The following is a 25098-nucleotide window of genomic DNA, read 5'->3' as shown; positions in this document are numbered from 1 at the left end:
ACCTCCGTCGCCGGTCTCGAAAAGTCGGTGCGGGTTTCGCTCTTGTCGATCTTCGCCGCGTAAAGCACACCCTCTTCCGGCTGCGCAACCGTAGTCAACGTGCCGGCTTCGAGTGCCGCCATGGCATCGACCATGGTCGCGGCACCGACCGCGCTCAGGCGGTCGTGCAATTCACCGGCAGTCATGTTCGGCCCGATGTCGACCATTGCCGTGCGTGCGACCGGGCCGGTATCGAGACCCTTGTCCATCTTCATCACCATCATGCCGGTCTGCAGGTCGCCTGCCATGATCGCCCGCTGGATGGGAGCAGCTCCTCGCCAACGAGGCAGCAGCGACGCATGGCCATTATAGGCGCCGAGCCGCGTGCCGTTTAGAATTGCTTCCGGCAGCAGGAGACCATAGGCAACCACCACCGCGACATCGGCCTTCAGGGCGACGAAGTGATCGCGGTCGGCAGGGTCGCGAAAGTTGACTGGATGGAAGACAGGCAGGCCAAGCTGTTCAGCGGCCTGATGCACCGGAGATTTCTGCAGATCGAGACCACGACGGCCGCCGGGACGCGGCGGCTGGGTGTAGACGGCGGCGATCTCGTGGCCGGCCTCAGCCAGCGCCCTGAAGGTCGCCACGGAAAAATCCGGCGTGCCCATGAAGATGATGCGAAGTGACATGGCGTCTCGCCTTCAGAACCGGAAAATGGGCGCGCCCTCGACGGGCGCGACGGATCAAAGCTTTGATTTGGAAGCCTTGGTGAATTTCTTGATCACCATCTCGCGCTTCAGGCGGGAGATGTGGTCGATGAACAGCACACCGTTGAGATGATCGATTTCATGCTGCAGGCAGGTTGCCAGGAGACCGTCGGCCTCCGTCAGCGTTTCGCGGCCCTCACGGTCGAGCGACTTGACCGTAATCGCAGCCGGGCGCTCGACTTCGGCATAATAGTCGGGGATCGACAGGCATCCCTCTTCATAGACCGAGCGCTCGTCGGAGGAACGAACAATCTCCGGATTGATGAATACCAGTGGCTCGCGCTCATCGCCTTCCTTGGAGATGTCGATGACCAGCATGCGGCGGGCGACGCCAACCTGGATTGCGGCAAGACCGATGCCGGGTGCCTCGTACATGGTTTCAAGCATGTCTTCGGCAAGCCTGCGGATATCGGCGTCTACCCGCTCAATGGGCTGGGAGACCTGACGCAAGAGGGGGTCGGGGAGGATGATGAGAGGCTTTATCGTCATGGGCCTCACTTAGCGCAAGATCGAAACGGAGGAAATCGAAAAACGCACGATTTCGCTCCGTTTACAGTGTCTCAGGCCGCCCGGCGACCTGAATGCTTAGAAGACGCACCTGGTTTTGCCCCAGAATGCTCGGTGGAGCGGGTGCGGATATGGCTCAGCAACTCGACCAGACCGGCCACTTCGGCGCGAAGACGGCGTGTTTCTTCCGATGTCTGCTCGACCATATCGCTGTTTTCATGGGTCAGGTGATCCATGTTGCGGGTCGCCTGGTTGACTTCGTTCAGCCCCATGGCCTGGTCCTTGGCGGCGGTCGCGATGTCCGAGACGAATGCGTTGATCGCATCGATGCGGGTAATGATGTCGGTCAGGGCATCACCAGTGCCGGAGACGAGGCCAACGCCCTCCTTCACCTGATCGGAACTCTGCGAGATTAACTGCTTGATTGCCTTGGCAGCATCGGCGCTGCGCTGGGCAAGCTGGCGGACTTCCTGTGCCACGACCGCAAAACCCTTGCCGGCCTCGCCTGCTCTGGCCGCCTCGACGCCAGCATTGAGTGCAAGAAGATTGGTCTGGAAGGCAATCTCGTCAATAACGCCAATGATCTTGGAGATCTCCGTCGAAGACTTTTCGATCGCGCCCATGGCGGATACGGCACGCGAGACGACTGCACCGGAGGATTGGGCCTGCTGCTGGGTTTCGCGAACGGTCATCGAGGCTCGTTCGGCATTGGCCGCCGTCTGGCTGACGCTGACCGAGAGTTGTTGTAGAGCCGTCGAACTTTCCTGAACCCCTGTTGCCTGCTTGGCCGTACGGTTGGCCAATTCGCCAGACGCACGGGCGATGGTCTCGGTGCCGTTGAGAATTTCGTCCGACGCGCGGCGGATGGCGGCGAACGAGGTGTTCAGCCGGTCGACCGTGTCATTGTAATAGCCGGCCATTTCCTTGAAATTCTGCGGCAGGTCGCTGGTCATGCGGGCTTCGAAATCGCCCTGTGCCAGGGCTTCCAGACCTTTGCGCAAGTGTTCCATTGCGATGGCCTGGTCGGCCTCGAACCGCAAGCGCTCTTCTTCAAGCTGCACGCGCCTGGCATCCAGTTCCTGCAGATAGACGGAGATCGAATAGTCCATGTCCAGCATGGCGGCCTTGACCAGCGCCTTGAGCTTGTCTGCCAGGGCATGGGCATGCTGCTTGCCGAACGGGAACGGCCAGTGTTTGACCAGGATGCCCGCGGCGAGTTCGCCGATCAGCATGGAATAGCCACCAATGTACCAGCGCGGCTCAAGACCGATGCGGGCATGCGCCTTGCCGACAGCCGTCACACCTTTGACATAGTCTGCATCGAAGCCACCCTTGGCCGCCTTGTCCCAATGCGCCATCTGGGAATTCTTGGCGCCGGTGATGTGCGCCTTGTCGCGGAAGAAGCTTGCGAGCTTCGGGGTGCGTGCAATCTTCAGATAGAGCTTGTCCAGCGCATCGCCGATGGTGTCGTTGATGGTCGGGCGCAGCTCGTTGAGCGTCGCCCGAGTCCTGTCATCGATTTCGAGGAAGTCGAGGCGTTCTGACAGATCGGTGTTTGGTTTCTGGGTCATGGTTCCATCACAGGCGTTGGCTATTCCGGTGATCACCGGTTGTCGTTACACCTGCCATGGTTATCCTAAACAGAGACTAAACAATCCCGAAGAGTCTTGCCCTCAACCCGCCCGTCGGTAGGTGATCTGCGCGGTACGATCCCGGCTGCCTGCGTGAGTGCCACCATCCGTCTTGAAGCCCTGAAGCGCTGCAACCAGCCTTTGTGCCTCATCGCTGAGCGTCACCGTCTGGGCAGACGTTTCCTCGACCATCGCAGCGTTGCGCTGCGTGATCTGGTCCATCGAGCTGATCGAGGTGTTGACCTCGCGCAGGCCACCGGACTGATCGGCTGCGGCAGAGGCGATCTTGGAGACGATGTCGTTGATCTCGCCGATTCGGACGATGATCTTTTCCAAGGCCTCGCCGGCATTGTTGACCAGGCCGACACCGGTCTGAACCTGGCTCGAGCTCTGCGAGATGAGACCCTTGATTTCGCGGGCCGCACTGGCACAACGCTGGGCAAGCTCGCGCACTTCCTGGGCAACGACCGCAAAGCCGCGTCCAGCCTCGCCAGCACGGGCCGCTTCCACGCCAGCATTGAGGGCCAGAAGATTGGTCTGGAAGGCGATCTCATCGATGACGCCGATGATCTTGGAGATACCATCGGAGGACTTCTCGATCGCGCCCATGGCTTCTACCGCACGCGAGACCACTTCCTCGGACACGCGCGCCTCCGTCAGCGCCACACCGACGACCACCGAAGCCTTCTGGGCTCCATCTGCCGTGAGCGTTACATTCTGGGTGAGATCGTGCAGCGCTGCCGTGCTCTCTTCGAGGCCGGCTGCCTGTTGTTCGGTGCGTTGCGCCAGATCATTGGTGGCCGACGAAATGGCCGAGGTCGAGCGAAAGATCTCATCGGCCGCGCCGCGAACCGTGGTGATCGTCGCCTGCAGCGACTCGACCGAGTTGTTGTAGTCCTTGGCCATCTCGACAAAGTTGGCCGGCATTTCATCGGTCAGGCGGGCTGCCAGATCGCCCGAGGCGAGTTTGGTCAAAACGCTGCGCAGAGCCGCCAGAGCAACGGCCTGCTCGGCCTCCGCCTTCAGCCGGGCTTCTTCTGCCTGCTTTCGTTCGGCTGCAAGAATATCGAGATAGACCGAGATTGAATAGTCCATGTCGAGAAGCGCAGCCTTGACGATGACCGAAACCTCGTCGGCCATCTGCGGCGCATTCTGCCTGCCAAAGCGGCTTGGCCAACGATCGCGGACCACCGCATGGACCAGTTGCTCAAGCAGCAGAGCATAGCCGCCGATATACCAGCGCGGCTCCAGTCCGATGCGGGCATGCGCCTTGCCGACCATGGTGACGCCCTGCACATAGGTTTCGTTGTAGTCGGCATTGGCAACGATGCCCCAATGCTGCTCCTGGCGTCCCTTTGCACTGCGAATATGTTCTTCGCCCTTGAAGAAGGCGGCCGTCTCGGGCGTCTTTCGAACCTGAGCGTAAAACACATCCAGGGCGGCACCGACATTCTTGCGGATCACCGGGCCAAGGAGACGCAGTGTGTCGCGTGCCTTGTCGTCCAGACCGAGGAATTTCAGCCTTGCTTTCAGAACCACGTTATCTTCGTTCGACGTCATGATGTTTCTACGCTCTCGTCCTAGTTTCATCAGCGAGTGCTGATGTATGTACTTCAAGAGATGCTTAAATGGTAAAGTTTTGGTTGCCGAAAACTACGTGTTTTTGAGCACATAAGTTGCACCTTCTTGAAATGAGCGCAAAACAGCCATTTCGATTTTGCTGATTTGCGCTTCGTCAAATGTGGCGGCAAATAATTTTTTTCTGATATTTGCTTCGCCGACGCAATCAAGACGAATGTTCACTCTTTGATCTATGCGGACAATGCGAATCTGCTAGACTTGACACTATGAACCCATACCAGTTTCCGGCGGTGACCATCGGCTCAGTCACCCTTTCACCCATGGTTCTGGCTTGCTTCGCGCTGGCGCTGATCGCCACTCCGTTCGTGCTGTTGGGATGGGGTGTCTGGCGCTCCGGACGCGCACGGCTGCGGCATCAGGAAGAGGCACTGCGACGTGAACAGGCGGCGGAAGCCCGCCTCGGTGAACTGTTGAAGGCCCAGGCAGAGATGCAGGGGCGGCTTGCAATCATGGCCGATGTGTTCGGCAGCCGGCAGGCGGAACTCAATCAATCGATCAGCCAGCGGCTGGATGGCATGACCCATCGCCTCGGCACGACAATCACCGAGCAGACGAAATCGACGCATGACAATCTGCGGAGCCTGCAGGAACGGCTCGCCGTGATCGATGCGGCGCAAAACAACATCCAGTCGCTGGCGAAGGACGTGGTCGGGCTGCAGGCCATCCTCTCCAACAAGCAGACGCGCGGCGCCTTTGGCCAGTCGCGTATGGAGACCATCGTTGCCGACGGGTTGCCAATGGGCGCGTTTACATTCCAGGCGACGCTATCAAATGGCATGCGGCCGGACTGCACGATCCGCATGCCGAACAATTCTCCGCCGCTGGTGATCGATGCCAAGTTTCCGCTGGAAGCCTGGAATGCGATCCGCGACGGCGAAACCGCTGAGCAAAAGCGGATCGCGAGCCAGCAATTCCGCCGCGATCTCGAGGTGCATATCCGCGACATTTCGGAAAAGTACCTGATCGCCGGCGAAACGCAGGACATGGCCTTCCTGTTCGTGCCATCGGAATCGATCTTTGCCGAAATTCATGAAAACTTCGAGGGCGTCGTGCAGAAGGCCCACAAGCAGCGCGTGGTCATCGTCTCGCCGTCGCTGCTGATGCTGTCTATCCAGGTGATTCAGGCGGTCTTGAAGGACCAGCGCATGCGTGAGCAGGCCCATCTGATCCAGGGCGAAGTCATCCGGCTGATGGAAGACCTGAACCGGCTCGATGACCGGACAAGGAAGCTTCAGGGACATTTCCTCGCGGCACAAAAGGACGTCGACCAGATCCTGACGTCTTCGGACAAGCTCGCGCGGCGCGGGGCGAAGATCGAGGCGATGGAATTCGAGGTGCCCGGTGGGATACCAGACGGGCGGGTCGAGGGCGAGGACACGCCTGCCAAGACGGTCGAGAGCCGGACCGGGCTGCTCAAGCTCAGGGTTGTTGACGAGGACTGACCGCCTGGTCCAAAAGAGCGCAGAAAAAAGAGAGGCTCAGCGCATGATCACCGTTTTCGGCTCCATCAACATGGATCTGGTTGCCAATACGCCGCGGCTGCCGACGCCTGGCGAGACGGTATCCGGCACCGGCTTTGCGACAGCAGCAGGCGGCAAGGGCGCCAATCAGGCACTTGCCGCACGGCGCGCGGGCGCCAGCGTGCGCATGGTCGGGGCGGTCGGCAAGGACGAGTTTGCCGGACCCGCACTCGATCTTCTCGACAAAGCCGGGGCCGATCTTTCCGGCGTGCGCCATGAAACCGGCCCGACCGGTACTGCACTGATCCTGGTCGGCGGCGACGGAGAAAACATGATTGCCGTCGTTCCCGGTGCGAACGGTCTTGTTGATGTTGCCCAGGCGGAAGCGGCCGTTGCGGCGCTTTCATCCACGGACCTCTTGATGCTTCAACTCGAAGTTCCGGCTGACGCGGTCAAAGCAGCACTGAAGGCTGCGAAGGCGCGTGGCGTGCGCACCGTTCTCAATACCGCACCGTTGACGCCTGAAGCTGCAACCCTGGCGGCCCTAGCCGATTTCGTCATTGCCAACGAGACGGAATTCGAACTGCTGACAGGCACAACCGAGTTGACCTCGGACGCACGCGAAGCGCTGATGCTCGACATGCATGGAAAGTCGAAACAGACGCTGATCGTCACGCTCGGCGGCGACGGCGTGGTGGCCGCGCACGAAGGCGCGCTACACCGGGCCAAGGGATTGAAGATCGAACCGGTCGATACCGTCGGTGCGGGTGACACGTTCTGCGGCTATCTGGCCGCGAGCCTGGATCAAGGGCTGAATTTCGAACACGCCTTGCGTCGCGCTGCGGTCGCGGGCTCACTCGCCTGCCTGAAGCCAGGGGCTCAGCCGTCTATTCCCATGGCCGAAGATGTCGCGGCCAGAACATGAAATGTCTTTGCTGTCGAGCCTTCAAGAATTTACCATGAAACATCCCGGTTTCCGGGCGTTTATAGATTGGCTTTTACGCAAAGTTTAGAGATTGGGATTCATCTTCCGGGGCGAAGCTGAGCCGTGAACCATGCGGCCCGGAGACTGCGCCCTCCTGCTCCATGACGGGGCATATCCTTGCCTTGCGAGCGCATCATGCGCATCCGATGCATTAATCCTCCATATGACCGCGAGGACCTAATGTCTATTTTCAGAATGAAATCCCTGGCAGCCAAACTCATTCTCGTGACCGGCGTCGCCATTGCCGTCGTGCTCTTCGTCTCCAACCTGTTTCTCATTTCGCAGACCCGCAATCGGGTCGAGACCCTGACGATGGATCAGGCGAATGCCGAAGCGAAAGCTATTGCGACAGACGTTGGCGCCGCCGTTGGCGAACTCGCCGGCGCAGCCCGTTCAATGGCCGGCGTCATCGGGCGTGGACAGGACGGCAAGTATGTCGACCGCAAGGCGGTGGTCGACATGCTGAAAGCCAATGTCGAGCAGAATGCCTTTGCCTTCGGCAGCTGGTTCGCCGAGGAGCCCAATGCCTTTGACGGACAGTCGCCCAGCATGGCTGGCAAGCCTGAATTCGGCTCGTCCAAGGACGGGACCTTCAATCCCTATTGGACGAAGAGCAAGGATGGCGGCTTTACCTTCTCGACCTTCGATTCCGACTATGTCGCACCGTGGTATTCGCTCGCGGCAAAGAGCCTGAAGGGCGCGATCTCGCCGCCTTACGCCGAATCGACCACGGGCGAAAATACCGCGATGACCTCCATCGCCTATCCGGTCACGGTCAACGGCAAACTGATCGGGGTCAGCGGCGTCGATATCTCGCTGAAGGCCATGGCCGACAAGCTGAACAAGCTGCAGCCATTTGGATCCGGCCGCGTCACGCTGCTTTCCCAAACCGGCAAGTGGATCGTAGCGCCGACCCCGGATCTGCAGATGAAAGATTATGACGGCACCGGCGCCGATCTTGTCAAATCCGCCATCACTTCGCTGACCGGTGGCGTGATCAAGGGTCTCGATGACGGCCAGGGCAGTTTCGACCGGGTCGTCTATCCCTTCGCATTGCCGGACGTGAACACCAATTGGGTTGTTCTCGTCGATGTGCCGCATGCGGCGATCAACGCACCCCTCGAAGCCCAGACCTACATGATGGTCATCGGAGGACTGATCGTTCTCGGCGCCGTGATGTTTGCCCTTTACTGCGCGGTGCGATCCTTCGTCCAGACTCCGCTTGGTGGGCTTGTTGCCAGCGTGAAGACCCTGAGCGCCGGCCAGTATTCCGAACCGGTCACCGGTCAGGACAGCAAGGACGAAATCGGCCTCGTTGCGCAGGCGCTCGAAGGCTTTCGCCATCGCCTCGCCGAGAGCCATACGCTTGCGGCACAAGCCGAGGCGCAACGCAATGACGCCGAAGGCGAACGTCGGCGCTCCGAGCAGGAACGCAACCAATCCGCCTCCGTGCAGCAGCACGTGGTCTCTGCACTCGGCAATGGTCTGGCGCAACTGTCCCAGGGCAACCTGACCTACCGTATCGGCGATGATTTCCCCGGCGACTACGAAGCTCTCAAGCGCGACTTCAACAATGCGCTTGCCAGCCTCGAGCAGGCGATTGCCTCGGTCAATGTCAGCGTCGTCAACATTGGCGCTGGCAGTAGCGAGATCTCGGAGAGTGCAGCAGACCTCTCCAAGCGCACAGAACAGCAGGCTGCCAGCCTCGAAGAAACGGCGGCCGCGCTCAACGAGTTGACCGAGCAGGTTCATTCGAGTGCCGACAATGCCGGTATTGCTGCAAATACCGTCAGTGTTGCCGTGCAGGATGCGGAGAAGTCGGGCGAAGTCGTCCAGCGCGCCGTGACCTCGATGCAGGGCATTGCGCAGTCGTCGCAGGAAATCTCGCGCATCATCGGTGTTATCGACGAAATCGCCTTCCAGACCAACCTGCTGGCACTCAATGCCGGTGTCGAGGCGGCGCGTGCCGGCGAAGCCGGCAAGGGCTTTGCGGTCGTGGCACAGGAAGTGCGTGAACTGGCCCAACGTTCGGCGAATGCAGCCAAGGAAATCAAGACGCTGATCAACGCATCGGGCGCTCAGGTCCGCGACGGTGTGCAGCTGGTCGGCCAGGCCGGCGAGACACTGCAGAAGATTTCCGATCAGGTCATGCAGATCAACGGTCTGATCCTGCAGATCTCCGCGTCCGCCAGCGAACAGGCCTCGGGGCTGAAGGAAGTCAACTCGGCCGTCAACCAGATGGACCAGGTGACCCAGCAGAACGCAGCGATGGTCGAGGAAACGACTGCGGCCAGCATGACCCTGCGCAGCGAGGCCGAAAACCTCAAGGGCCTGGTATCCCGGTTTACCGTCAGCGGACACCGCAACCCGGTGCATGCCCTCCAGGCAGCAGCCCAGACGTTGCGTGCGCCCGCCCGCCCTCAGACAACGCATGCCCGGGCACCGGCACCCAGTTATCAGCCGGCACCGAAGAAGGTCGCCGCCGGTGGTGGGTCGCGCGGGGGTGACGACTGGGAAGAGTTCTGATCTCGATCAGACAAACCAAAATGACAAAGGCCGCCGGCTCCCCGGCGGCCTTTGCTGTTTCAGCGCGGCAATAGTATCAAAGGCGGGCAAACCGTTCGACGAGCAGATCGAAAAAGCCATCGGCGTCGACATTGCGCATGACCTGGGCATTTGGCGTGCGGCCGGACACACGCCACCAGTCGACCACCGTCATGCCCATGGTGAGCTCGGATTCCACCTCGATCTCGACATTGCAATGACGGCCGCTGAACAGTTCCGGCTTGAGCAGATAAGCAATCACCGTCGGATCATGCAGCGGGCCGCCATCGGACCCGTATTTCTCCTCGTCGAAGCGCTCGAAGAATTCCAGCCAGCCGACCATGGCCTTGGCAACCGGCGTGCCAATGTCCGCGATGCGGGCGACGCGGGTCCTCCTAGTCAGGAGCTGATGGGTGACATCAAGCGGCATCATCACGACAGGAATGCCAGCGGCCAAGACGGCAGCAGCAGCATGCGGGTCGACATAGATGTTGAACTCGGCAGCCGGGGTGATGTTGCCGCCCTCGAAGAAGCCGCCCCCCATCATGACGAGTTCGCGGATGCGCGGGGCGATATCCGGCGCCTTCTGCAGGGCCAGGCCGACATTGGTGAGCGCACCAAGCGTGCACAGTGTCACTGTGCCCGGCTCTTCCCGGCGCAGTGTCTCGATGATGAAGTCGACGGCATGCTGCTGCTGCAGAGGCATGGTCGGCTCGGGCAGGTCTGCACCATCCAGGCCGGTCTTGCCGTGCACATGTTCTGCCGTCACCAGCTGTCGCTGGATGGGGCGGTCGGCGCCGGCGTAAACGGAGATGTCCGGGCGGCCGCAGAGCTCGCAGACAATACGGGCATTGCGGCTCGTCCAGTTCAAAGGCACATTTCCGGCGACCGTGGTGACACCAACGACGTCGAGTTCGGCAGGGCTTGCAAAGGCGAGCATGAGGGCAGCGGCATCGTCCTGACCGGGGTCGGTGTCGATGATGATCTTGCGGGGCTGTTTCATAGAAAGGCAATCCTGATGATGACTGCCCGAGCGATGCAATCGCTTCTGCATTTTGTCAAGCGACCGGTGCCTTGCGATGCTGCCTGGCACCCCCCATATGACGGTCATGTTTGGCGAGTTCTGCTCACCTGGAGGCATCGAGGATAGAATGACAAGAGGCAGGCTTCCAGGTGAAGGTTTCATCGTCAGCTTCAACCTCGGCGAAGCCGGATCGGTACAGCGTCCGCGCGGCGGTGACAGCTATCCCCCTTATGACATCGAGCGCCTGCGGGCCGAATCCGGCGCCGCACGGTTGCGGATCACGTTGGCGGTCGCCGGATTTTCCGAAGAAGAGCTGGACGTCAGCGTCGAGGCGAGACAACTGATCGTTCGCGGTCGGCAGAACGATCGGGAGGAGCCATCCTATCTGTTCCGGGGAATTGCGGCGCGACAATTCCAGCGTATCTTCGCCTTGGATGACGGCCTGGAAGTGACCAGGGCGAGCCTTCGAAACGGTCTTCTTTCGATCGATCTCATCCGTCCAGAAGCCACGCAGGTGGTGAGAAAAATTAACATTTCAGCATCACTATGAGGCTATCGGCCTGATTTGCCGCATCTCCCTCATTCGTGGAGCCTCGGAATGTTACTGAAAGAAGCCAATGCCCGGATCACCAGATCGGAATTCGCCCATCTGGGTGCTGGAGAGGTGGGTTATATCCGGAAAATGAAATCCGACGAGGTTTCACGCTGCTTCCCCGAAGCGCCCGATATTGACCCGACCCTCGACCTCTGGGCTCTCTTTGCCGCCGACGGTACTCCGATCCTGCTCACCGACAATCGCTCCAGCACGTTCTTCAAGGCTGCGGAAGACGATCTGAAAACGGTTTCGCTGCACTGAAGCCAGAGCGGCCGTATCATCTTCCGGAGCGTCATACAGCCGATACTGAATGATGGAAGGCTGATGCGATCGGCTATTCGGTCGCGTGAATTCAGATCGCGCCGGTCCCGCACAGAACTCTCAGATCTTCAAGAAAGTCAGATAGGCTGAAGATCGGCCTTCGCGGCGGGCCTTGGCCTCGTAGCGCGTGCCCGGCCAGCCCTCATAAGGCGTCAGCCAGTCACTGGCATTGCGTGCGGTCCATGCGAAGCCGCCATGCGCCTTGCAATGCTGCAGCGTCCAGTTGACATAGGTATCGATGTCGGAGGCGAAGCAGAACTTTCCGCCGGGCTTCAGCACCTTATGAAAACGCTGCAGATTGACCTCCGAGACAAACCGCCGTTTCCAGTGCTTCTTCTTCGGCCATGGGTCGGGATAGAGCAGATCAATCTGATCGATGCATTCGGCAGGCATCCAGTCGAGCAACTGGGTCGCGTCATCATCATGAACGCGGATATTCTGCAGGTTTTCCCCCTCGACAACGGCAAGCAGCTTCGCCATCGAGTTGACGAAGGGTTCGACGCCGATGAAGCCGATCGTCGGGTTGGTGCGGGCGCGGTGAACGAGATGTTCACCGCCGCCAAAGCCTATTTCAAGCCGCACCTTATCCACCGCAAACGGAAACAGCGTCTTGATGTCGGTCGGTGTCTCGGATGCGAGATCGACCTTCAGTTCCGGCAGGAGGGACCCCATGCGCTCGACCTGCTGCTCGCGCAACGGTTTGCCCTTGCGCCGACCGAAAAAAGCTTCGGTCGACCGTGTCCTGCGTTCCGCATCCGTCATTCAATCAAGCCTTAAGAGCATCCTTGAGCGGCTTGACCAGATCGAGCTTCTCCCAGGAGAAGGAGCCGTCCCGGCCAGCCTTGCGGCCAAAATGGCCATAGGCGGACGTCTTAGCATAAACAGGCTTGTTCAGGTCAAGATGGCGGCGGATGCCGGTCGGAGAAAGATCCATGACCTTGCGGATGGCGGCTTCCACCTGATCCTCGGTGACATCCTTGCCGGTGCCATGCAGGTCGACATAGATCGACAGCGGCTGGGCAACGCCGATGGCGTAGGATATCTGGATCGTGCAATTGTCGGCCATGCCGGCAGCCACGACGTTCTTGGCAAGATAGCGAGCCGCATAGGCCGCGGAACGGTCGACCTTGGTCGTGTCCTTGCCGGAGAAGGCGCCGCCGCCGTGGGGCGCTGCGCCACCATAGGTGTCGACGATGATCTTGCGGCCGGTCAGGCCTGCGTCACCGTCCGGTCCACCGATGACGAACTTGCCGGTCGGATTGATGTACCAGTTGCAATCGTCAGCGATCTTCAGATCGCCGAGCGCTTCGCGGATATAGGGTTCGACGACCTGGCGAACCTTCTTGGAATCCCAGCTCTCGTCAAGATGCTGGGTGGAGAGAACGATCGACACCGCTTCCGACGGCTTGCCATCGACGTAACGAACGGTCACCTGGCTCTTGGCATCGGGGCCGAGCTTGCCGGCGTCGCCTTCGCCCGTCTTGCGGGCGGTTGCCAGCAATTGCAGGATCTTGTGCGAATAATAGATCGGCGCCGGCATGAGATCCGGCGTTTCCTTGCAGGCATAACCGAACATGATGCCCTGGTCGCCAGCACCTTCGGCACCCTGCTGGTCCGCGGCCTTGTCAACGCCCTGGGCAATATCGGCCGACTGGGCATGCAACAGCACGTCGATCTTGACATTCTTCCAGTGGAAACGGTCCTGCTCGTAGCCGATATCCTTGATGGCCTTGCGTGCGGCACTCTTGAACTTCGACGGGTTCACGGCCGGATCACCATAGGCATCCTTGGCGATGTTGCCGTCCTTGTCCTTCTTCAGCAGGCTATCCGGCAACCGAACTTCGCCCGCGATCACGACGCGATTGGTGGTTGCCAGCGTTTCGCAGGCGATGCGCACCGACCAGGGATCGACACCCGTTTTTGCCGCTTCCCGGTACACGAGATCGACGATTTCGTCAGAGATACGGTCGCAAACCTTGTCCGGATGACCTTCGGATACGGATTCGCTGGTAAAGAGATAGTTGGCGCGCATCGGGATTCCCCTCAAAGAATGAATGGTGGCATCGTTACTCAGTTCAAGTGCCAAAAACAAGAACACAACCACATAAATATATCTTTATGTGAGCAAAATTTTCTTTAATTCGAGGCAAAAAAAAGCGGCCCGTCGGCCGCTCTCTTTGCAATCAAACCCTGTGTGTTCACTCGGTATCGGCTTCCGCCGCCAGAGCCTTGACCAGATCGACAATCTTGCGACGGACCTTGGGGTCGCCAATCTTGACGAAGGCGCGGTTGAGCTGCAGACCTTCCGAGGACGACAGGAAATCGACAACATAGTTGGAGCTGGAGGCTTCGGCCATTCCCGATGCCGTCACACTGTTTTCGCCCGGCGCGTCTTCGAAGAAGAAGGAAACCGGCACGTTCAGTATGTTGGAAATGTTCTGAAGACGGCTTGCACCAACGCGATTGGTGCCCTTTTCATACTTCTGGATCTGCTGGAAAGTGATGCCAAGGCTTTCACCCAGCTTCTCCTGGCTCATGCCCAGCATCGTGCGACGAAGGCGAATCCGGCTTCCGACATGGATATCAATCGGGTTCGGCTTCTTCTTGTTCTCGATCATAACGTGGTCCTGACAATTGTTGGCGATCCGACCATATTCCCATACCCCCAGGTACCCAAAACGATACGTTGCACTCGCCGTCCAGGAACATTCAGCATACTTGTAGACTTACGGTCGCGACTACTATGCAATTTTAGGGGTTTTTGGTCAATTCTTTCCCCTAATAAAACCCATGCGAGAAATAAACGCCCACAAACCAAGGCATCCAAAAACCAACCAAAAGTTTAGGTTGTGGCGCCAGCCCCCTGATATCGGCAGATTGTCGACACTCAGAGTTGCATCCAGCGCACCTTCGGATCCGAGGGCCAGACCGTCCACAATGCGTCCCAGAGGGTCTATGACGGCCGAAATGCCATTGTTGGCGTCGCGGATCACCGGAACACCCAGTTCCACAGCCCGGATTCGCGCCTGAAGAAAGTGCTGATAGGGACCGGGCGTCATGCCGAACCAGGCATCATTGGTGATGTTCAGTATCGCGCTTGCCCCACCCAGCCTCGGCTCGATCTCGCCGGGGAAAATGATCTCGTAGCAGATCAGCGGGTAGAGCCCCAGCCCGGCTGGCAGGGTCAGCACCGCGCGGCTGACGGCCGGTGAGAAGCCGCCCGGGAGGCTGATCAACTCCTCGATGCCCAGCTGGCGCAACCAATCCTCGAACGGGACATATTCACCGAACGGCGTCAGGTGCACCTTGTCGGAAGCACCGAGGATCTGGCCCTTGTCGTCGATCATGTAGACCGAGTTGTAGTAGCGCGGCGCAAGGCCCGCTCCCTGGACTTCCGAACGCACGGCACCGGCCAGAAGAACCTGACCGTCCTGCAGCACATCGGCGATACGCACCAGCGCGTCCGGATTTTCGGTCAGGATAAAGGGCACTGAGGTTTCTGGCCAGATGATCACATCCGGTCGCGGCTTTCCGTCTGCGGGCGGTGCGGCCGTCAGCGCCAGGTGTTTTTCGAAGATTTCAACGCGATCGGTGTTTTCAAGTTTCTGCGACTGGTCGATCGCTGGCTGGACCAGGCGCACGGTCACCGGCTTGTCCATCTGTGGCAGCGGCGGCGCTACATAGAGGCGATAGGCGCCAAAACCCAGATGTCCTGCGACAAGCCCGACGGCAAGCAGCATGCCCGGCGCGAGGCCCTTGCGCGTGCCCAACAGCGCCGGCGTGGCAAAGACGAAGACCGCAAGTGCCGAGACGCCGAAAGTCCCGAATACATAAGCCGACTGCATCATCAGGGGTATCGGCATCGCACCGTAGCCGATGGCATTCCAGGGAAAGCCGGTTGCAACGACACTGCGCAACCATTCGGCAATACCGAAGCCAGCAGCAAGGGCGGCGATGCGACCAACGCCGTCAGACCAGAGGAGGCGTGCGATGACGGTTGCCAGACCGTAGAAGATCGCCAGTACGGCCGGCAAACCGAGGATCGCCAGGGGCAAAGCCCAGGCGAATTCATCCGCCTCCAGAAGCAGGGCATTGCCCAGCCACCAGAGACCCGCGACGAAATAGCCGAAGCCGAAAAGCCAGCCGAGCGTGAAGGCAGAGCGCAGGCCAAGCGAATTGTTGCGCTCCGGATTGCCGGTCGTGCCGTCGATCAACCAGACCAGCAATGTGAAAGAGACAAACATCGCGGCGAAAAAGCCAACCGGCGGCAGGGCAAGCGCTGCAATCGCGCCTGCAAGAACAGCGAGTGCTGCACGCCTTGCGCCCCAAAGGAGCAAGACCCCACCCGCGAACCGTTCCATGCGCATCCCCTCTGAGCGAATCATCGTCGCGCAGTGTTCCAAAATTCGCAGGCAATGTCCCGCTTTTCGCGGGACACAAATTGGCATTGGCAAATCAGCGTCGAATCATGACGCCGTTTCGTTGTCCACGGCAGAGCGTTGAGTGTCGTCTGCCGGCTTCTTGCCACGGCCCGTCTTGGGTTCGGCGGCGGGTTCGCCTTCACCCTTGACCGAGCGGCGGCGGGCAGCCGCACGCTTGCGGACAATGCGCACGCGCTTAATCCGGCGCGGATCGGCATCCAAGATGTGGAATTCGAAACCGGCAAGCGCCTGGACGACTTCGCCACGCGCCGGTATGCGTCCCAGCGCCGAAAAGATCAGGCCGCCCAGGGTATCGACATCGTCGAGCCGGTCCTGAATGTCGAAATCCGGGCCGATCGCCTCTGCGATTTCCTCGAGTTCGACGCGGGCATCGGTCACCAGAATATCGTCAGAAATACGGGTGAACATAACCTCTTCGTCGTCATGCTCGTCCTCGACATCGCCGATCACCATCTCGACGATGTCTTCATGGCTGACGAGACCGTCGGTGCCGCCATATTCGTCGATCACCAGTGCCATCTGGGTGCGGGCCGCCTGCATCCGGCTCATCAGGTCGGACGCGAGCATGGACGGTGGCACGAAAAGCACGGAGCGAATGATACCGGCCTCTGCAACAGTCTTGCTGAGATCGATGCGAGCCAGATCGAAGTCGACCTTCGGCTTGGCCTTGTCGCCCTTTGTCTCGGTCTTTTCCGCCTTGTCGACACTTGCCGCCGAAGAACGGGCGGCAGCGATACGGCGGCGATTGCGGGCCTGCTTGGTAACGTAGGACAGAAGGTCGCGGATGTGGACCATGCCACGCGGATCATCGAGCGTGTCGGCGTATACGGGCATGCGCGAACGCCCCGAAACCTCAAAAATGGTCATCAGTTCGCCAATGGTGACACTGTGATCCACGGCCTCGATATCGACGCGCGGCACCATGATGTCCTCGACGCGGACCTCGCGGAAGCGGAGGATGTTATGCAACATCGCCCGTTCTTCGGCGGTAAACGCCTCGCCGAGTGTTGCGTCGGCCTTCAATGCGTCCGTCAGGTCTTCTCGGAGGCTTGTCGACGAGGACGGCCTGAGAAGGCGGGAAATGCGTGTCCAGAAGGGGGTGGATTGTCGGGGCGAGCTTTCCGCTCGCGACGGACTACTGCCGTCGTCGGAGGAAGACCCCTCCGAACCCTCATTGGCCTCAGTGGCCGTTCTTGTCGCAAAATCGCTCATTGTTCCAAACTATCAGATCGGGTCTTGTCCCGCATAGGGATCAGATAGGCCAAGTTCCTGCAAAATGCGAGTCTCAAGAGCTTCCATTTGTTCCGCATCGCTCGTCTCGAGATGATCGTAGCCGAAGAGATGCAGAAATCCGTGGACCATCAGATGGGTTAAATGATCCTCGAAACTCTTCTCCAACTCGACCGCTTCTCGTTCGACGGTCTCGCGGGCAATGATGATATCGCCCAACATCGGGCCGGGCATCTTGCCCGGCATCACCGGAAAAGCGGGAAAGGACAAGACATTGGTCGGCTTGTCCTTGCCGCGCCATTCGGCGTTGATCTCGCGGATCATCTCGTCATCACCGAAGACGAGCGAGAGTTCCGCCGGCTGCGGCGGGAAGGGCTGGCCTTCCCTGTCGCGAAGATAAGTCGTTGCGAGCCCGAGAACGCGCTCGGCCATAGCCTCCAGCGCGTCCTCTTCTGCCCACCCATCCGCCTCGACGGCGATCTGTATATCCAAATAATGCTGCATCGTCAGTGTGGCAGACCTCAACGGCCGGTCTGCTCGCTTTCTTCCGCAACAATGTACTTCGCATCGTAAGCCCGAACAATCCGGCCAACCAAAGGATGACGCACGACGTCGGTGTCCTTGAAACGAACAATCGATACACCCTCAACTTCCTTGAGGATCTGCAAGGCCTCGACCAAGCCTGACGTGACGCCGCGCGGCAAGTCGATCTGGCTCGGATCACCGGTGATGATCATGCGGCCGTTCTCACCGAGACGGGTGAGGAACATCTTCATCTGCATCGATGTGGTGTTCTGCGCCTCGTCGAGGATGATTGCCGCATTGGCGAGCGTGCGCCCGCGCATGAATGCGAGCGGGGCGATTTCGATGACGCCTGCCGTAATCGCCCGTTCGACCTTGTCGCCCGGAATCATGTCGTAAAGCGCATCGTAAAGCGGGCGCAGATAAGGATCGACCTTTTCCTTCAGGTCGCCCGGAAGGAAACCGAGACGTTCTCCGGCTTCAACGGCCGGGCGCGTTAGGACAATGCGATCAACGAGACCGCGCTCGAGCAATTGGGCCGCATGGGCGACCGCGAGATAAGTCTTGCCAGTGCCGGCCGGGCCGACACCGAAGACCATTTCGGAGCGCTCCAGAGCCCGCATGTAGGCGTCCTGGGTCGGGGTGCGGGCGGCAATCGTCTTCTTGCGCGTCGAGATCTGCGCCATGGACAGCTTGGCCTTGCGCTCCAGCGTCGGCAAGCTCAATTGGTCATCGGCAGCTACAGCCATGCGGATCGCGCCTTCGACGTCGGACAGCTCGACCGAACCGCCGCTTTGAAGACGGGCGTAGAGGAAATCGAGCGCCCGGCGGGCCTGATTGGTCGCGAGCAGATCGCCGGAAATGGAAACCGAGTTGCCACGGGCACGGGCTTCGATCTGCAGGCGCTGTTCGAGAAGTTTGAGATGCTGGTCGAATTGACCGAAGAGCTCACTTGCAAGCCGGTTGTTCTCGAACGTCAAAATGAAGTGATTGGCGTCGGTCGCAGTTGTGCGGACATTGCGCGAGGGTGAGGAAACCACTTCTGTTGCGTTCAAGCGTTCAGGCTCCTGTGTCGATCAGGTTCAGGCCCTCACTCTAACCCTCTGCCACCTCGGCAAACAAGCTGTTTGGGCCGGCTGCGGTGATTCGTACCTGTATAATGTCACCGATTTTCGAAGACATTGCATCAACATTCACAGACTGCAGCCAAGGAGACCTACCAATTAATTGTCCAGGCATGCGTCCCGGCTTCTCCAGCAGCAGGTCCATGGTACGCCCGATCATCGATTGGGAAAAGGCCTGCTGCTGTTCAAGCAGCAATTGCTGCAGCCGAGCGAGCCGCTCCGTCTTGACGTCTTCCGGGACATGATCCGGCAGATCGGCGCCGGGAGTGCCCGGTCGCGTCGAATATTTGAACGAATAGGCCTGGGCGTAATTCACCTGGCGCACGAGGTTCATCGTGTCCTCGAAGTCCTGGTCGGTCTCGCCGGGAAAACCGACGATGAAGTCACCCGACAGGGCGATATCGGGACGCATCGCACGAATGCGCTCGATCAGCGCGATATATTCCGACGCCTTGTGGCGACGGTTCATCGCTTTCAGGATCCGGTCCGAACCGGCCTGGACCGGCAGATGCAGATAGGGCATCAGCATGCGCAGATCGCGATGCGCTTCGATCAGCCGGTCGTCCATGTCGCGCGGATGGCTGGTAGTGTAGCGCAGACGCGCAAGACCGGGGGTTTCGGCCAGACGGTAAAGCAGATCGCCAAGACCGATCGCCCTGCCCTCTTCATCCTCGCCGTGCCAGGCATTGACGTTCTGACCGAGCAAAGTCAGCTCACGCACGCCGGTATCGACCAGTTTGCGCGCCTCGGCCAGAAGCTGGGCCAGCGGACGCGAGACTTCCGAGCCGCGCGTATAAGGCACGACGCAGAAGGTGCAGAACTTGTCGCAGCCCTCCTGGACGGTCAAAAACGCAGTGACGTTGCGCGGCTTGCCGGGTACCTTCACCGGAGCCGGCAGGTGCTCGAACTTGTCTTCCAGCGCATATTCCGTATCGACGACACGCTCGCCTGTGCGGGCGCGGTGCAGGGCCTGCGGCAGGCGGTGGTAGGTTTGAGGCCCGATCACGACATCGACGGCAGGTTCGCGACGGGAGATCTCCTCACCCTCGGCCTGTGCGACGCAACCCGCCACACCGATCATGAATTCACGGCCTTCGGCCGCGCGCGCCTTCTTCGTCTCGCGCAGGCGACCCAAGGCCGAATAGACCTTTTCGGCTGCCTTTTCACGGATATGGCAGGTATTGAGTAGAACGAGATCGGCGTCTTCCATGACCTCGGTCGAGACATAGCCGTCTGCTGCAAGCGCATCCGCCATGCGCCCGCTGTCATAGACATTCATCTGACAGCCATAGGTCTTGATGAAGACCTTGCGCGCATTGGCGCCGGGCTGTTGGTGTGCCGGAATGATCGCTGTGTCCTGTGTCATGGCCGCTATTTAGTGGTTTTCGCTGCCCGATTAAACCGAAAAATCAAATTCGTCCGGTCAGTGCTTGTGGCGGCCGCGCAAATGAGCGAGCAGCATGGCACGCAGACGCGCCTCGATCTGCGTGGCGAGGTGCTTGCGGCTATCGCCCTTGCTGAATTCCACACTCACGCCAAAGGAGACATCGACGTCGATCGCGCCGGCTTTCAGCACCCCAAGCAGCGATTCAGTAAGGCCAGTATCTCCCGGCCAACCGGCTATCGGTCGGTGATAGCGCCCCATCGGCAGGCCCTGGACACGGGTATAGGCGATAGCCACCGGCTGCACATGAACCCCGCCCTCGCCTTCTTCGGGCAAGGCTGCGGCCGCGGCACCAAACAGGGAGGACTTCACGCTGAGGACGCGATTGCCGTCAGACGTCGTACCCTCGGGAAACAGTACGACGATCTCGCCATCTGCCATGCGCCCGGCAATCTCGCTGACCTGATCACCGGTGCGTCGCTTTTCCTCGCGAGCGATGAAGATCGTCTTCTGCAGCTTTGCCAGCGCCCCGAAAAGCGGCCAGGAGGCCACCTCCGTCTTGGCGATGAAGGTGACATCGGCGAGCGAGCCGAGAACGAGGATGTCTTTCCACGATGCATGATTGGCGGCGATCATCAGCGGCCGGCGCGGATCGAGCTGACCATGGACATGAACGCGGATGCCCAGCGCGCGAAGCGTTGCCTTGTGCCAGAACCTTGGCAGGCTGCGGCGCAAACGCCAGTTAAAACGCAGCGCAAGCAACTGAACCGGAATCACCAGCAAGGAGGCGGCAATCAGCACGGCAAATGACAGGGCGATGCGCAGCCAGTTGATCACGCGAGCCTCATTCCGCCTGAGCGCATAGGCCTACTTCTCATCCTTTGCGAGCGGAATGCCATAAAGTTCGAGACGATGGCCGACAAGACGGAAGCCGTGCTCGCGCGCGATGCGCTCCTGCAGGGCTTCGATTTCGGGCGAATGGAACTCGACGACGACACCGGTCTTCAGGTCGATCAGGTGATCGTGGTGTTCTTCCGGGACCGTCTCGTAGCGGGATCGGCCATCGCGGAAATCATGGCGTTCGATGATGCCGGCGTCCTCAAACAGCTTGACCGTCCGGTAGACCGTGGAGATCGAAATCTTCGCATCGACCTTCGAGGATCGGCGATACAGTTCCTCGACGTCGGGATGATCTGCCGATTCCTCGAGAATACGGGCGATCACACGGCGCTGTTCGGTCATGCGCATGCCACGTTCGGCACAAAGCGCTTCCAGCGATTTGATGGCTTCGGTCATGAGCCCATGTTATCCGCAAGTTCTGTTCGTCTAATCGACGGACTAGCGAAGATCGCGACGCATGACAAGCGCGGAGGTCCGACGGCCGGATTCATCTGTGTAATACGCAGGCCGTTCGCCGGCCTTTTCAAATCCGAGTTTGCGGTAAAGTCCGAGCGCCGCAGCGTTTCCGTCATCGACCTCGAGGAACATGGCTTCGCCGCCGCGATTGCGGGCTTCTCGCATGGCCGCCTGCATCAGACGCCAGCCGAGGCCGAACCGCGCCATCTTGTCATTGACGGCAATGGTCAGGATCTCGGCCTCGCCGGCCACTTCGCGGGCCAGCACGAACCCGGCCAGGGGTGCCTTGAAAATCAGCGTATTGGTCTGCCATGCCACGAAGCCGAAGGAGTTCGGCTGGAGTAGCAGACTGACGAATTCGCCGTCACCCCAGGCCCGTGCAAAGCGTTGCGCATGCAGTGTCGCCACTGCGGCGCAATGATCAGACACCATGGGAACGATTTCGAATTCAGGCTGACGGTAAAACAGTGTGTCGCGCATTCTTGAGGCTCTGTATTCTGAGGCGTGCCAAGCCAGAACAGGTTCAAGCCGAGCTATTTAGATCGTTGTGTCGAAGCATGTCGTCGCCAAACCCGCGACCACCGACAGGTGCCATGCTTCAGGCTCTGGACACTGCAAAACCGGTCTGTGGCTTGGCATCCGGTCCACGTAGATAAAGCGGTTTTGGCTTGCCCTGAGCTTTCGCCTTTGCGCCGAGTGCTGCAACGATCTCGATCGGAAAGTGATCCGGCAGAGTTTGAACCGCTCTGTCCGTCAGCAAAGCCGATGCGGAACCAATGACCGAAATATTGTCGGCAGCAGCCTCAGAAAGAAAAACATCGAGCCCGAGCACGCGCGCCTCGTCGCAGGGCTCGCCATTTTCGAATGTCTGCGCATAGACCTCATCCCGATGCGCATTCATTGCCGCCAATACGGTTCGGCGCGCACCCGGCGCAGGCAGATTGGCAAGGACGGACAGTGTCGATACGCCGACACATTCGACCCCCAGCGCCAGCGCAAGGCCCCGGGCCGCGGCGACGCCCACACGAATTCCGGTAAACGAGCCCGGACCGACAGTTACTGCGACGCGCGTCATCTCGGAGAGCGTCAGGCCAGCCTTGTCCAAGGCTTCGTCAATCATCGCCATCAGGCGCTCGGCATGGCCCCTCCCGATTGTCTCGCTGACGCTGCCAAGCACGCGGCCCGCCGCACCATCATAGACGGCAACCGCGCAATCCACGCCTGCCGTATCGATCGCAAGAACAATCATGCTCACTCCAGACAGGCGGTTCAGACCGCCTCGACTTCCTGAACTTCCGGCACGAAGTGACGCAGAAGGTTCTGGACGCCATGCTTCAACGTTGCCGTCGACGACGGGCAACCGGCGCAGGAACCCTTCATATTCAGGAAGACGGTGCCGTCCCTGAAACCGCGGAAGGTGATATCTCCACCGTCCTGGGCCACAGCCGGGCGGACACGGGTTTCAAGCAATTCCTTGATCGTGGCGACAATGGTTTCATCACCGGCTTCGAAGAACTCTTCGTCGCCATCGGCATCATTGGCAACGGCGGCCGAGCCCATGACAGGCGCGCCGCTCATGAAATGCTCCATGATGGTGCCGAGGATCGCCGGCTTCAGATGCTGCCATTCCGGCCCTTCCTTGCTGACCGTGACGAAGTCGTAGCCAAAGAAGACGCCGGTCACGCCCGGAATTTGGAAAATGCGCGAGGCGAGCGGCGAAACGCCGGCACTTTCGGCGTCGCGGAATTCGGCCGTTCCGCTTTCCATGACAACCTTGCCCGGCAGGAACTTCAACGTGGCAGGATTGGGAGTGGCTTCGGTCTGGATGAACATGATGGTCTCCACGCGGTGGCTTCACCGCTAAAGTTTAGAATTCTTCAAAAGAAAATAAGCCCATTGCCCGCACCATTCAAGTGGCAAGGTCAGCGTCAGATCAGCACAATGCGTCGATTTCTTCATCAGTCAGCGAATCGGGCAACACCGTGACCGGGATAGGGAACGCGGCACCTCGCCCTGCAATCATCGAAACCAGCGGACCCGGGCCTTCCTTCGTCGAGCCTGCAGCCAGCACGAGAATGGCAATATCGCGGTCTTCATCGATCAGACTGTTGATCTCGGTATAGGCACCGCCTTCGCGGATGACAATTTCCGGTTCGATGCCGATCGTCTCGCGCACCGTCTGGGCCGACTTGGCCATGATCGATTCGGCCTCTTCCCGAGCCTCCGCCCGCATGATCTCCTCGACGCCCAGCCATTGCTGGAAATCGCCTTCCGGGATCACATAGATCAGCACAAGCCCGCCGTTGGAATTCTTGGCGCGCCTTCCGGCATAGTGGACTGCGCGGGAGCATTCCGGGGTATTATCAATCACCGCCATAAACTTGCGGCGGTGACCTTCAAGACGTGACAGGCGTGTTGATACCATAAAGAGCCCCGCCTCCGGATCATGAACATTCAAGGACATGACGGCTGGTTCCGGACGACCCAGCCGAAATTCCGCCAGACCTTAACGCACGAATCCGATGATGTCGCGGACTTCGTTCATCGTCTTTTCGGCACGCTCACGCGCCCTTGCTCCACCGTCGCGCAGGACCGAATCGATATAGGAAGGGTCCGCCATCAGCCGACGCATTTCCGCATTGATCGGCGCCAGCACTTCAATCGAGAGATCGACCAGAGCCGGCTTGAACACCGAAAACTGCTGACCGCCGAATTCGCCGAGAACCTCGGCCTTGGTCTTGTCGGCGAGCGCGGCAAAGATGCCGACCAGGTTGTCGGCTTCCGGGCGGCCCTTCAGTCCGTCGACTTCGCTCGGCAACGCATCCGGATCGGTCTTGGCCTTGCGGATCTTGCGCGAAATCGCGTCCGCATCATCCATCAGGTTGATGCGCGACAGGTCCGACGGATCGGACTTCGACATCTTCTTAGTGCCGTCCTTGAGGCTCATGACGCGCGGCGCCGGACCATCAATCAGCGGCTCGACCATGGGGAAATAGGCATGTACCGGCTCTTCACCGACAGTGATGTCGATGCCGAGGCCAGTCGGGCGGATCTTGTCCATGAAGTCGATGTTGAACTTCATGGCGATGTCGCGGGTCAGTTCCAGATGCTGCTTCTGGTCTTCGCCGACAGGCACATGGGTAGCACGGTAGACGAGAATGTCGGCCGCCATCAGGCTCGGATAGGCATAGAGGCCAAGCGAGGCCTGCTCGCGATCCTTGCCGGCCTTGTCCTTGAACTGGGTCATGCGGTTCATCCAGCCGAGGCGGGCGACGCAATTGAAGATCCAGGCCAGTTCAGAATGCTGCGGCACCTGCGACTGGTTGAAGACGATATGCTGCTTCGGGTCGATGCCGGCGGCCAGGAAGGCTGCGGTGATCGAACGGATCTGGCCCGGCATGTCGTCATGCACGAGTTGCGCGGTCAGCGCATGCAGGTCGACGACGCAATACATGCAGTCGTTGTTTTCCTGCAGCGCCACAAACTTGCGGATTGCGCCGAGATAGTTGCCGAGATGGAGATTGCCGGTCGGCTGAACGCCGGAGAATACCAGCGGCTTGAACTCACCCATGATTGTCCTCAACAG

At 59.9% G+C, this 25098-nt stretch carries 26 protein-coding genes; 5 read left to right on the top strand and 21 right to left on the bottom strand.

Features of this window, described 5'->3' with window-relative positions:
- From PDO_RS13630 to PDO_RS28345, 5 genes are all read right to left on the bottom strand, one after another.
- The coding region (locus PDO_RS13630) for a methionyl-tRNA formyltransferase (RefSeq protein WP_007602536.1) at nt 1-668 on the bottom strand (668 nt) is incomplete at its 3' end.
- Nucleotides 669-722: 54 nt separating this feature from the next.
- Nucleotides 723-1235 carry a peptide deformylase gene (gene def, locus PDO_RS13625; protein ID WP_007602534.1) on the bottom strand — a complete coding sequence of 171 codons (513 nt, stop codon included), beginning with the start codon at nt 1233-1235 and terminating at the stop codon, nt 723-725.
- Nucleotides 1236-1306: 71 nt separating this feature from the next.
- Nucleotides 1307-2824, bottom strand: coding sequence for a globin-coupled sensor protein (locus tag PDO_RS13620; protein ID WP_007602532.1), 1518 nt, complete (start codon nt 2822-2824; stop codon nt 1307-1309).
- Between the two features lie 102 nt (nt 2825-2926).
- Complete coding sequence (locus tag PDO_RS13615; RefSeq protein ID WP_007602530.1) at nt 2927-4444, bottom strand: globin-coupled sensor protein; 1518 nt, start codon at nt 4442-4444, stop codon at nt 2927-2929.
- A 93-nt stretch (nt 4445-4537) separates the two neighbouring features.
- Nucleotides 4538-4687, bottom strand: a complete 150-nt coding sequence (locus tag PDO_RS28345) for a hypothetical protein (protein WP_160167039.1) — start codon at nt 4685-4687, stop codon at nt 4538-4540.
- A gap of 98 nt (nt 4688-4785) precedes the next feature.
- Here PDO_RS28345 and PDO_RS13610 point away from each other — a divergent pair, with 98 nt between their 5' ends.
- The 3 genes from PDO_RS13610 (at nt 4786) to PDO_RS13600 (ending at nt 9496) form a co-directional block, all read left to right on the top strand.
- Complete coding sequence (locus PDO_RS13610) at nt 4786-5967, top strand: DNA recombination protein RmuC (protein ID WP_085995806.1); 1182 nt, start codon at nt 4786-4788, stop codon at nt 5965-5967.
- 43 nt (nt 5968-6010) lie between these two features.
- On the top strand, nt 6011-6910 hold the full coding sequence (locus PDO_RS13605; RefSeq protein WP_007602527.1) for a ribokinase: 900 nt from the start codon (nt 6011-6013) through the stop codon (nt 6908-6910).
- A 240-nt stretch (nt 6911-7150) separates the two neighbouring features.
- Entirely contained in the window at nt 7151-9496 is a 2346-nt protein-coding gene (locus PDO_RS13600) for a methyl-accepting chemotaxis protein (protein ID WP_007602525.1), read from the top strand.
- A 76-nt stretch (nt 9497-9572) separates the two neighbouring features.
- On the opposite strand, the gene PDO_RS13595 is transcribed toward PDO_RS13600, so the two are convergent.
- Nucleotides 9573-10517, bottom strand: coding sequence for a nucleoside hydrolase (locus PDO_RS13595; RefSeq protein ID WP_007602523.1), 945 nt, complete (start codon nt 10515-10517; stop codon nt 9573-9575).
- Nucleotides 10518-10665: 148 nt separating this feature from the next.
- Between PDO_RS13595 and PDO_RS13590 the strand changes: the two genes are divergently transcribed.
- Together PDO_RS13590 and PDO_RS13585 are read left to right on the top strand one after the other, a co-directional pair.
- Nucleotides 10666-11088, top strand: coding sequence for an Hsp20 family protein (locus tag PDO_RS13590; protein WP_007602521.1), 423 nt, complete (start codon nt 10666-10668; stop codon nt 11086-11088).
- A gap of 48 nt (nt 11089-11136) precedes the next feature.
- On the top strand, nt 11137-11394 hold the full coding sequence (locus PDO_RS13585; protein WP_007602520.1) for a BQ00720 family protein: 258 nt from the start codon (nt 11137-11139) through the stop codon (nt 11392-11394).
- Nucleotides 11395-11514: 120 nt separating this feature from the next.
- Here the strand turns inward: PDO_RS13585 and trmB are convergent, their stop codons facing one another.
- The 15 genes from trmB to trpS all read right to left on the bottom strand — a co-directional run bounded on the left by trmB (nt 11515) and on the right by trpS (nt 25083).
- A complete protein-coding gene (gene trmB / locus PDO_RS13580; RefSeq protein ID WP_007602519.1) occupies nt 11515-12216 on the bottom strand; it encodes a tRNA (guanosine(46)-N7)-methyltransferase TrmB in 702 nt (233 codons plus the stop codon).
- Nucleotides 12217-12220: 4 nt separating this feature from the next.
- Nucleotides 12221-13486, bottom strand: coding sequence for a methionine adenosyltransferase (metK, locus tag PDO_RS13575; protein ID WP_007602518.1), 1266 nt, complete (start codon nt 13484-13486; stop codon nt 12221-12223).
- A 166-nt stretch (nt 13487-13652) separates the two neighbouring features.
- Nucleotides 13653-14072: a helix-turn-helix domain-containing protein gene (locus PDO_RS13570; RefSeq protein ID WP_007602517.1), complete on the bottom strand. Its 420-nt coding sequence runs from the start codon at nt 14070-14072 to the stop codon at nt 13653-13655.
- Nucleotides 14073-14219: 147 nt separating this feature from the next.
- The gene (gene lnt, locus PDO_RS13565; protein WP_007602516.1) at nt 14220-15815 is read right to left on the bottom strand and encodes an apolipoprotein N-acyltransferase; all 1596 of its coding nucleotides are present in this window, start codon (nt 15813-15815) and stop codon (nt 14220-14222) included.
- 105 nt (nt 15816-15920) lie between these two features.
- Nucleotides 15921-17108, bottom strand: coding sequence for a transporter associated domain-containing protein (locus PDO_RS13560; RefSeq protein ID WP_007602515.1), 1188 nt, complete (start codon nt 17106-17108; stop codon nt 15921-15923).
- Nucleotides 17109-17120: 12 nt separating this feature from the next.
- Nucleotides 17121-17630 carry an rRNA maturation RNase YbeY gene (gene ybeY, locus PDO_RS13555; protein ID WP_037073996.1) on the bottom strand — a complete coding sequence of 170 codons (510 nt, stop codon included), beginning with the start codon at nt 17628-17630 and terminating at the stop codon, nt 17121-17123.
- Between the two features lie 17 nt (nt 17631-17647).
- On the bottom strand, nt 17648-18703 hold the full coding sequence (locus tag PDO_RS13550) for a PhoH family protein (RefSeq protein ID WP_007602511.1): 1056 nt from the start codon (nt 18701-18703) through the stop codon (nt 17648-17650).
- Between the two features lie 40 nt (nt 18704-18743).
- Nucleotides 18744-20138: a tRNA (N6-isopentenyl adenosine(37)-C2)-methylthiotransferase MiaB gene (gene miaB / locus PDO_RS13545; RefSeq protein ID WP_007602509.1), complete on the bottom strand. Its 1395-nt coding sequence runs from the start codon at nt 20136-20138 to the stop codon at nt 18744-18746.
- A gap of 57 nt (nt 20139-20195) precedes the next feature.
- A complete protein-coding gene (gene olsA / locus PDO_RS13540) occupies nt 20196-20993 on the bottom strand; it encodes a lyso-ornithine lipid O-acyltransferase (RefSeq protein ID WP_007602508.1) in 798 nt (265 codons plus the stop codon).
- A gap of 30 nt (nt 20994-21023) precedes the next feature.
- Nucleotides 21024-21452, bottom strand: coding sequence for a Fur family transcriptional regulator (locus PDO_RS13535; RefSeq protein ID WP_007602505.1), 429 nt, complete (start codon nt 21450-21452; stop codon nt 21024-21026).
- A 42-nt stretch (nt 21453-21494) separates the two neighbouring features.
- The gene (locus PDO_RS13530) at nt 21495-21992 is read right to left on the bottom strand and encodes a GNAT family N-acetyltransferase (RefSeq protein WP_007602503.1); all 498 of its coding nucleotides are present in this window, start codon (nt 21990-21992) and stop codon (nt 21495-21497) included.
- A 118-nt stretch (nt 21993-22110) separates the two neighbouring features.
- Nucleotides 22111-22761: a tRNA (adenosine(37)-N6)-threonylcarbamoyltransferase complex dimerization subunit type 1 TsaB gene (gene tsaB, locus PDO_RS13525; protein ID WP_007602501.1), complete on the bottom strand. Its 651-nt coding sequence runs from the start codon at nt 22759-22761 to the stop codon at nt 22111-22113.
- 20 nt (nt 22762-22781) lie between these two features.
- Nucleotides 22782-23345, bottom strand: a complete 564-nt coding sequence (locus tag PDO_RS13520; RefSeq protein ID WP_007602498.1) for a NifU family protein — start codon at nt 23343-23345, stop codon at nt 22782-22784.
- Between the two features lie 100 nt (nt 23346-23445).
- Nucleotides 23446-23937, bottom strand: coding sequence for a universal stress protein (locus tag PDO_RS13515; protein WP_037073993.1), 492 nt, complete (start codon nt 23935-23937; stop codon nt 23446-23448).
- An 81-nt stretch (nt 23938-24018) separates the two neighbouring features.
- A complete protein-coding gene (gene trpS, locus PDO_RS13510) occupies nt 24019-25083 on the bottom strand; it encodes a tryptophan--tRNA ligase (RefSeq protein WP_007602495.1) in 1065 nt (354 codons plus the stop codon).
- Nucleotides 25084-25098: the final 15 nt, after the last annotated feature.

This window comes from Rhizobium sp. PDO1-076, from assembly GCF_000247475.1.
Lineage (GTDB): Bacteria > Pseudomonadota > Alphaproteobacteria > Rhizobiales > Rhizobiaceae > Allorhizobium.
Note: the sequence above shows the minus strand (reverse complement) of the source record. Positions and strands in the feature narration are given on the sequence as shown.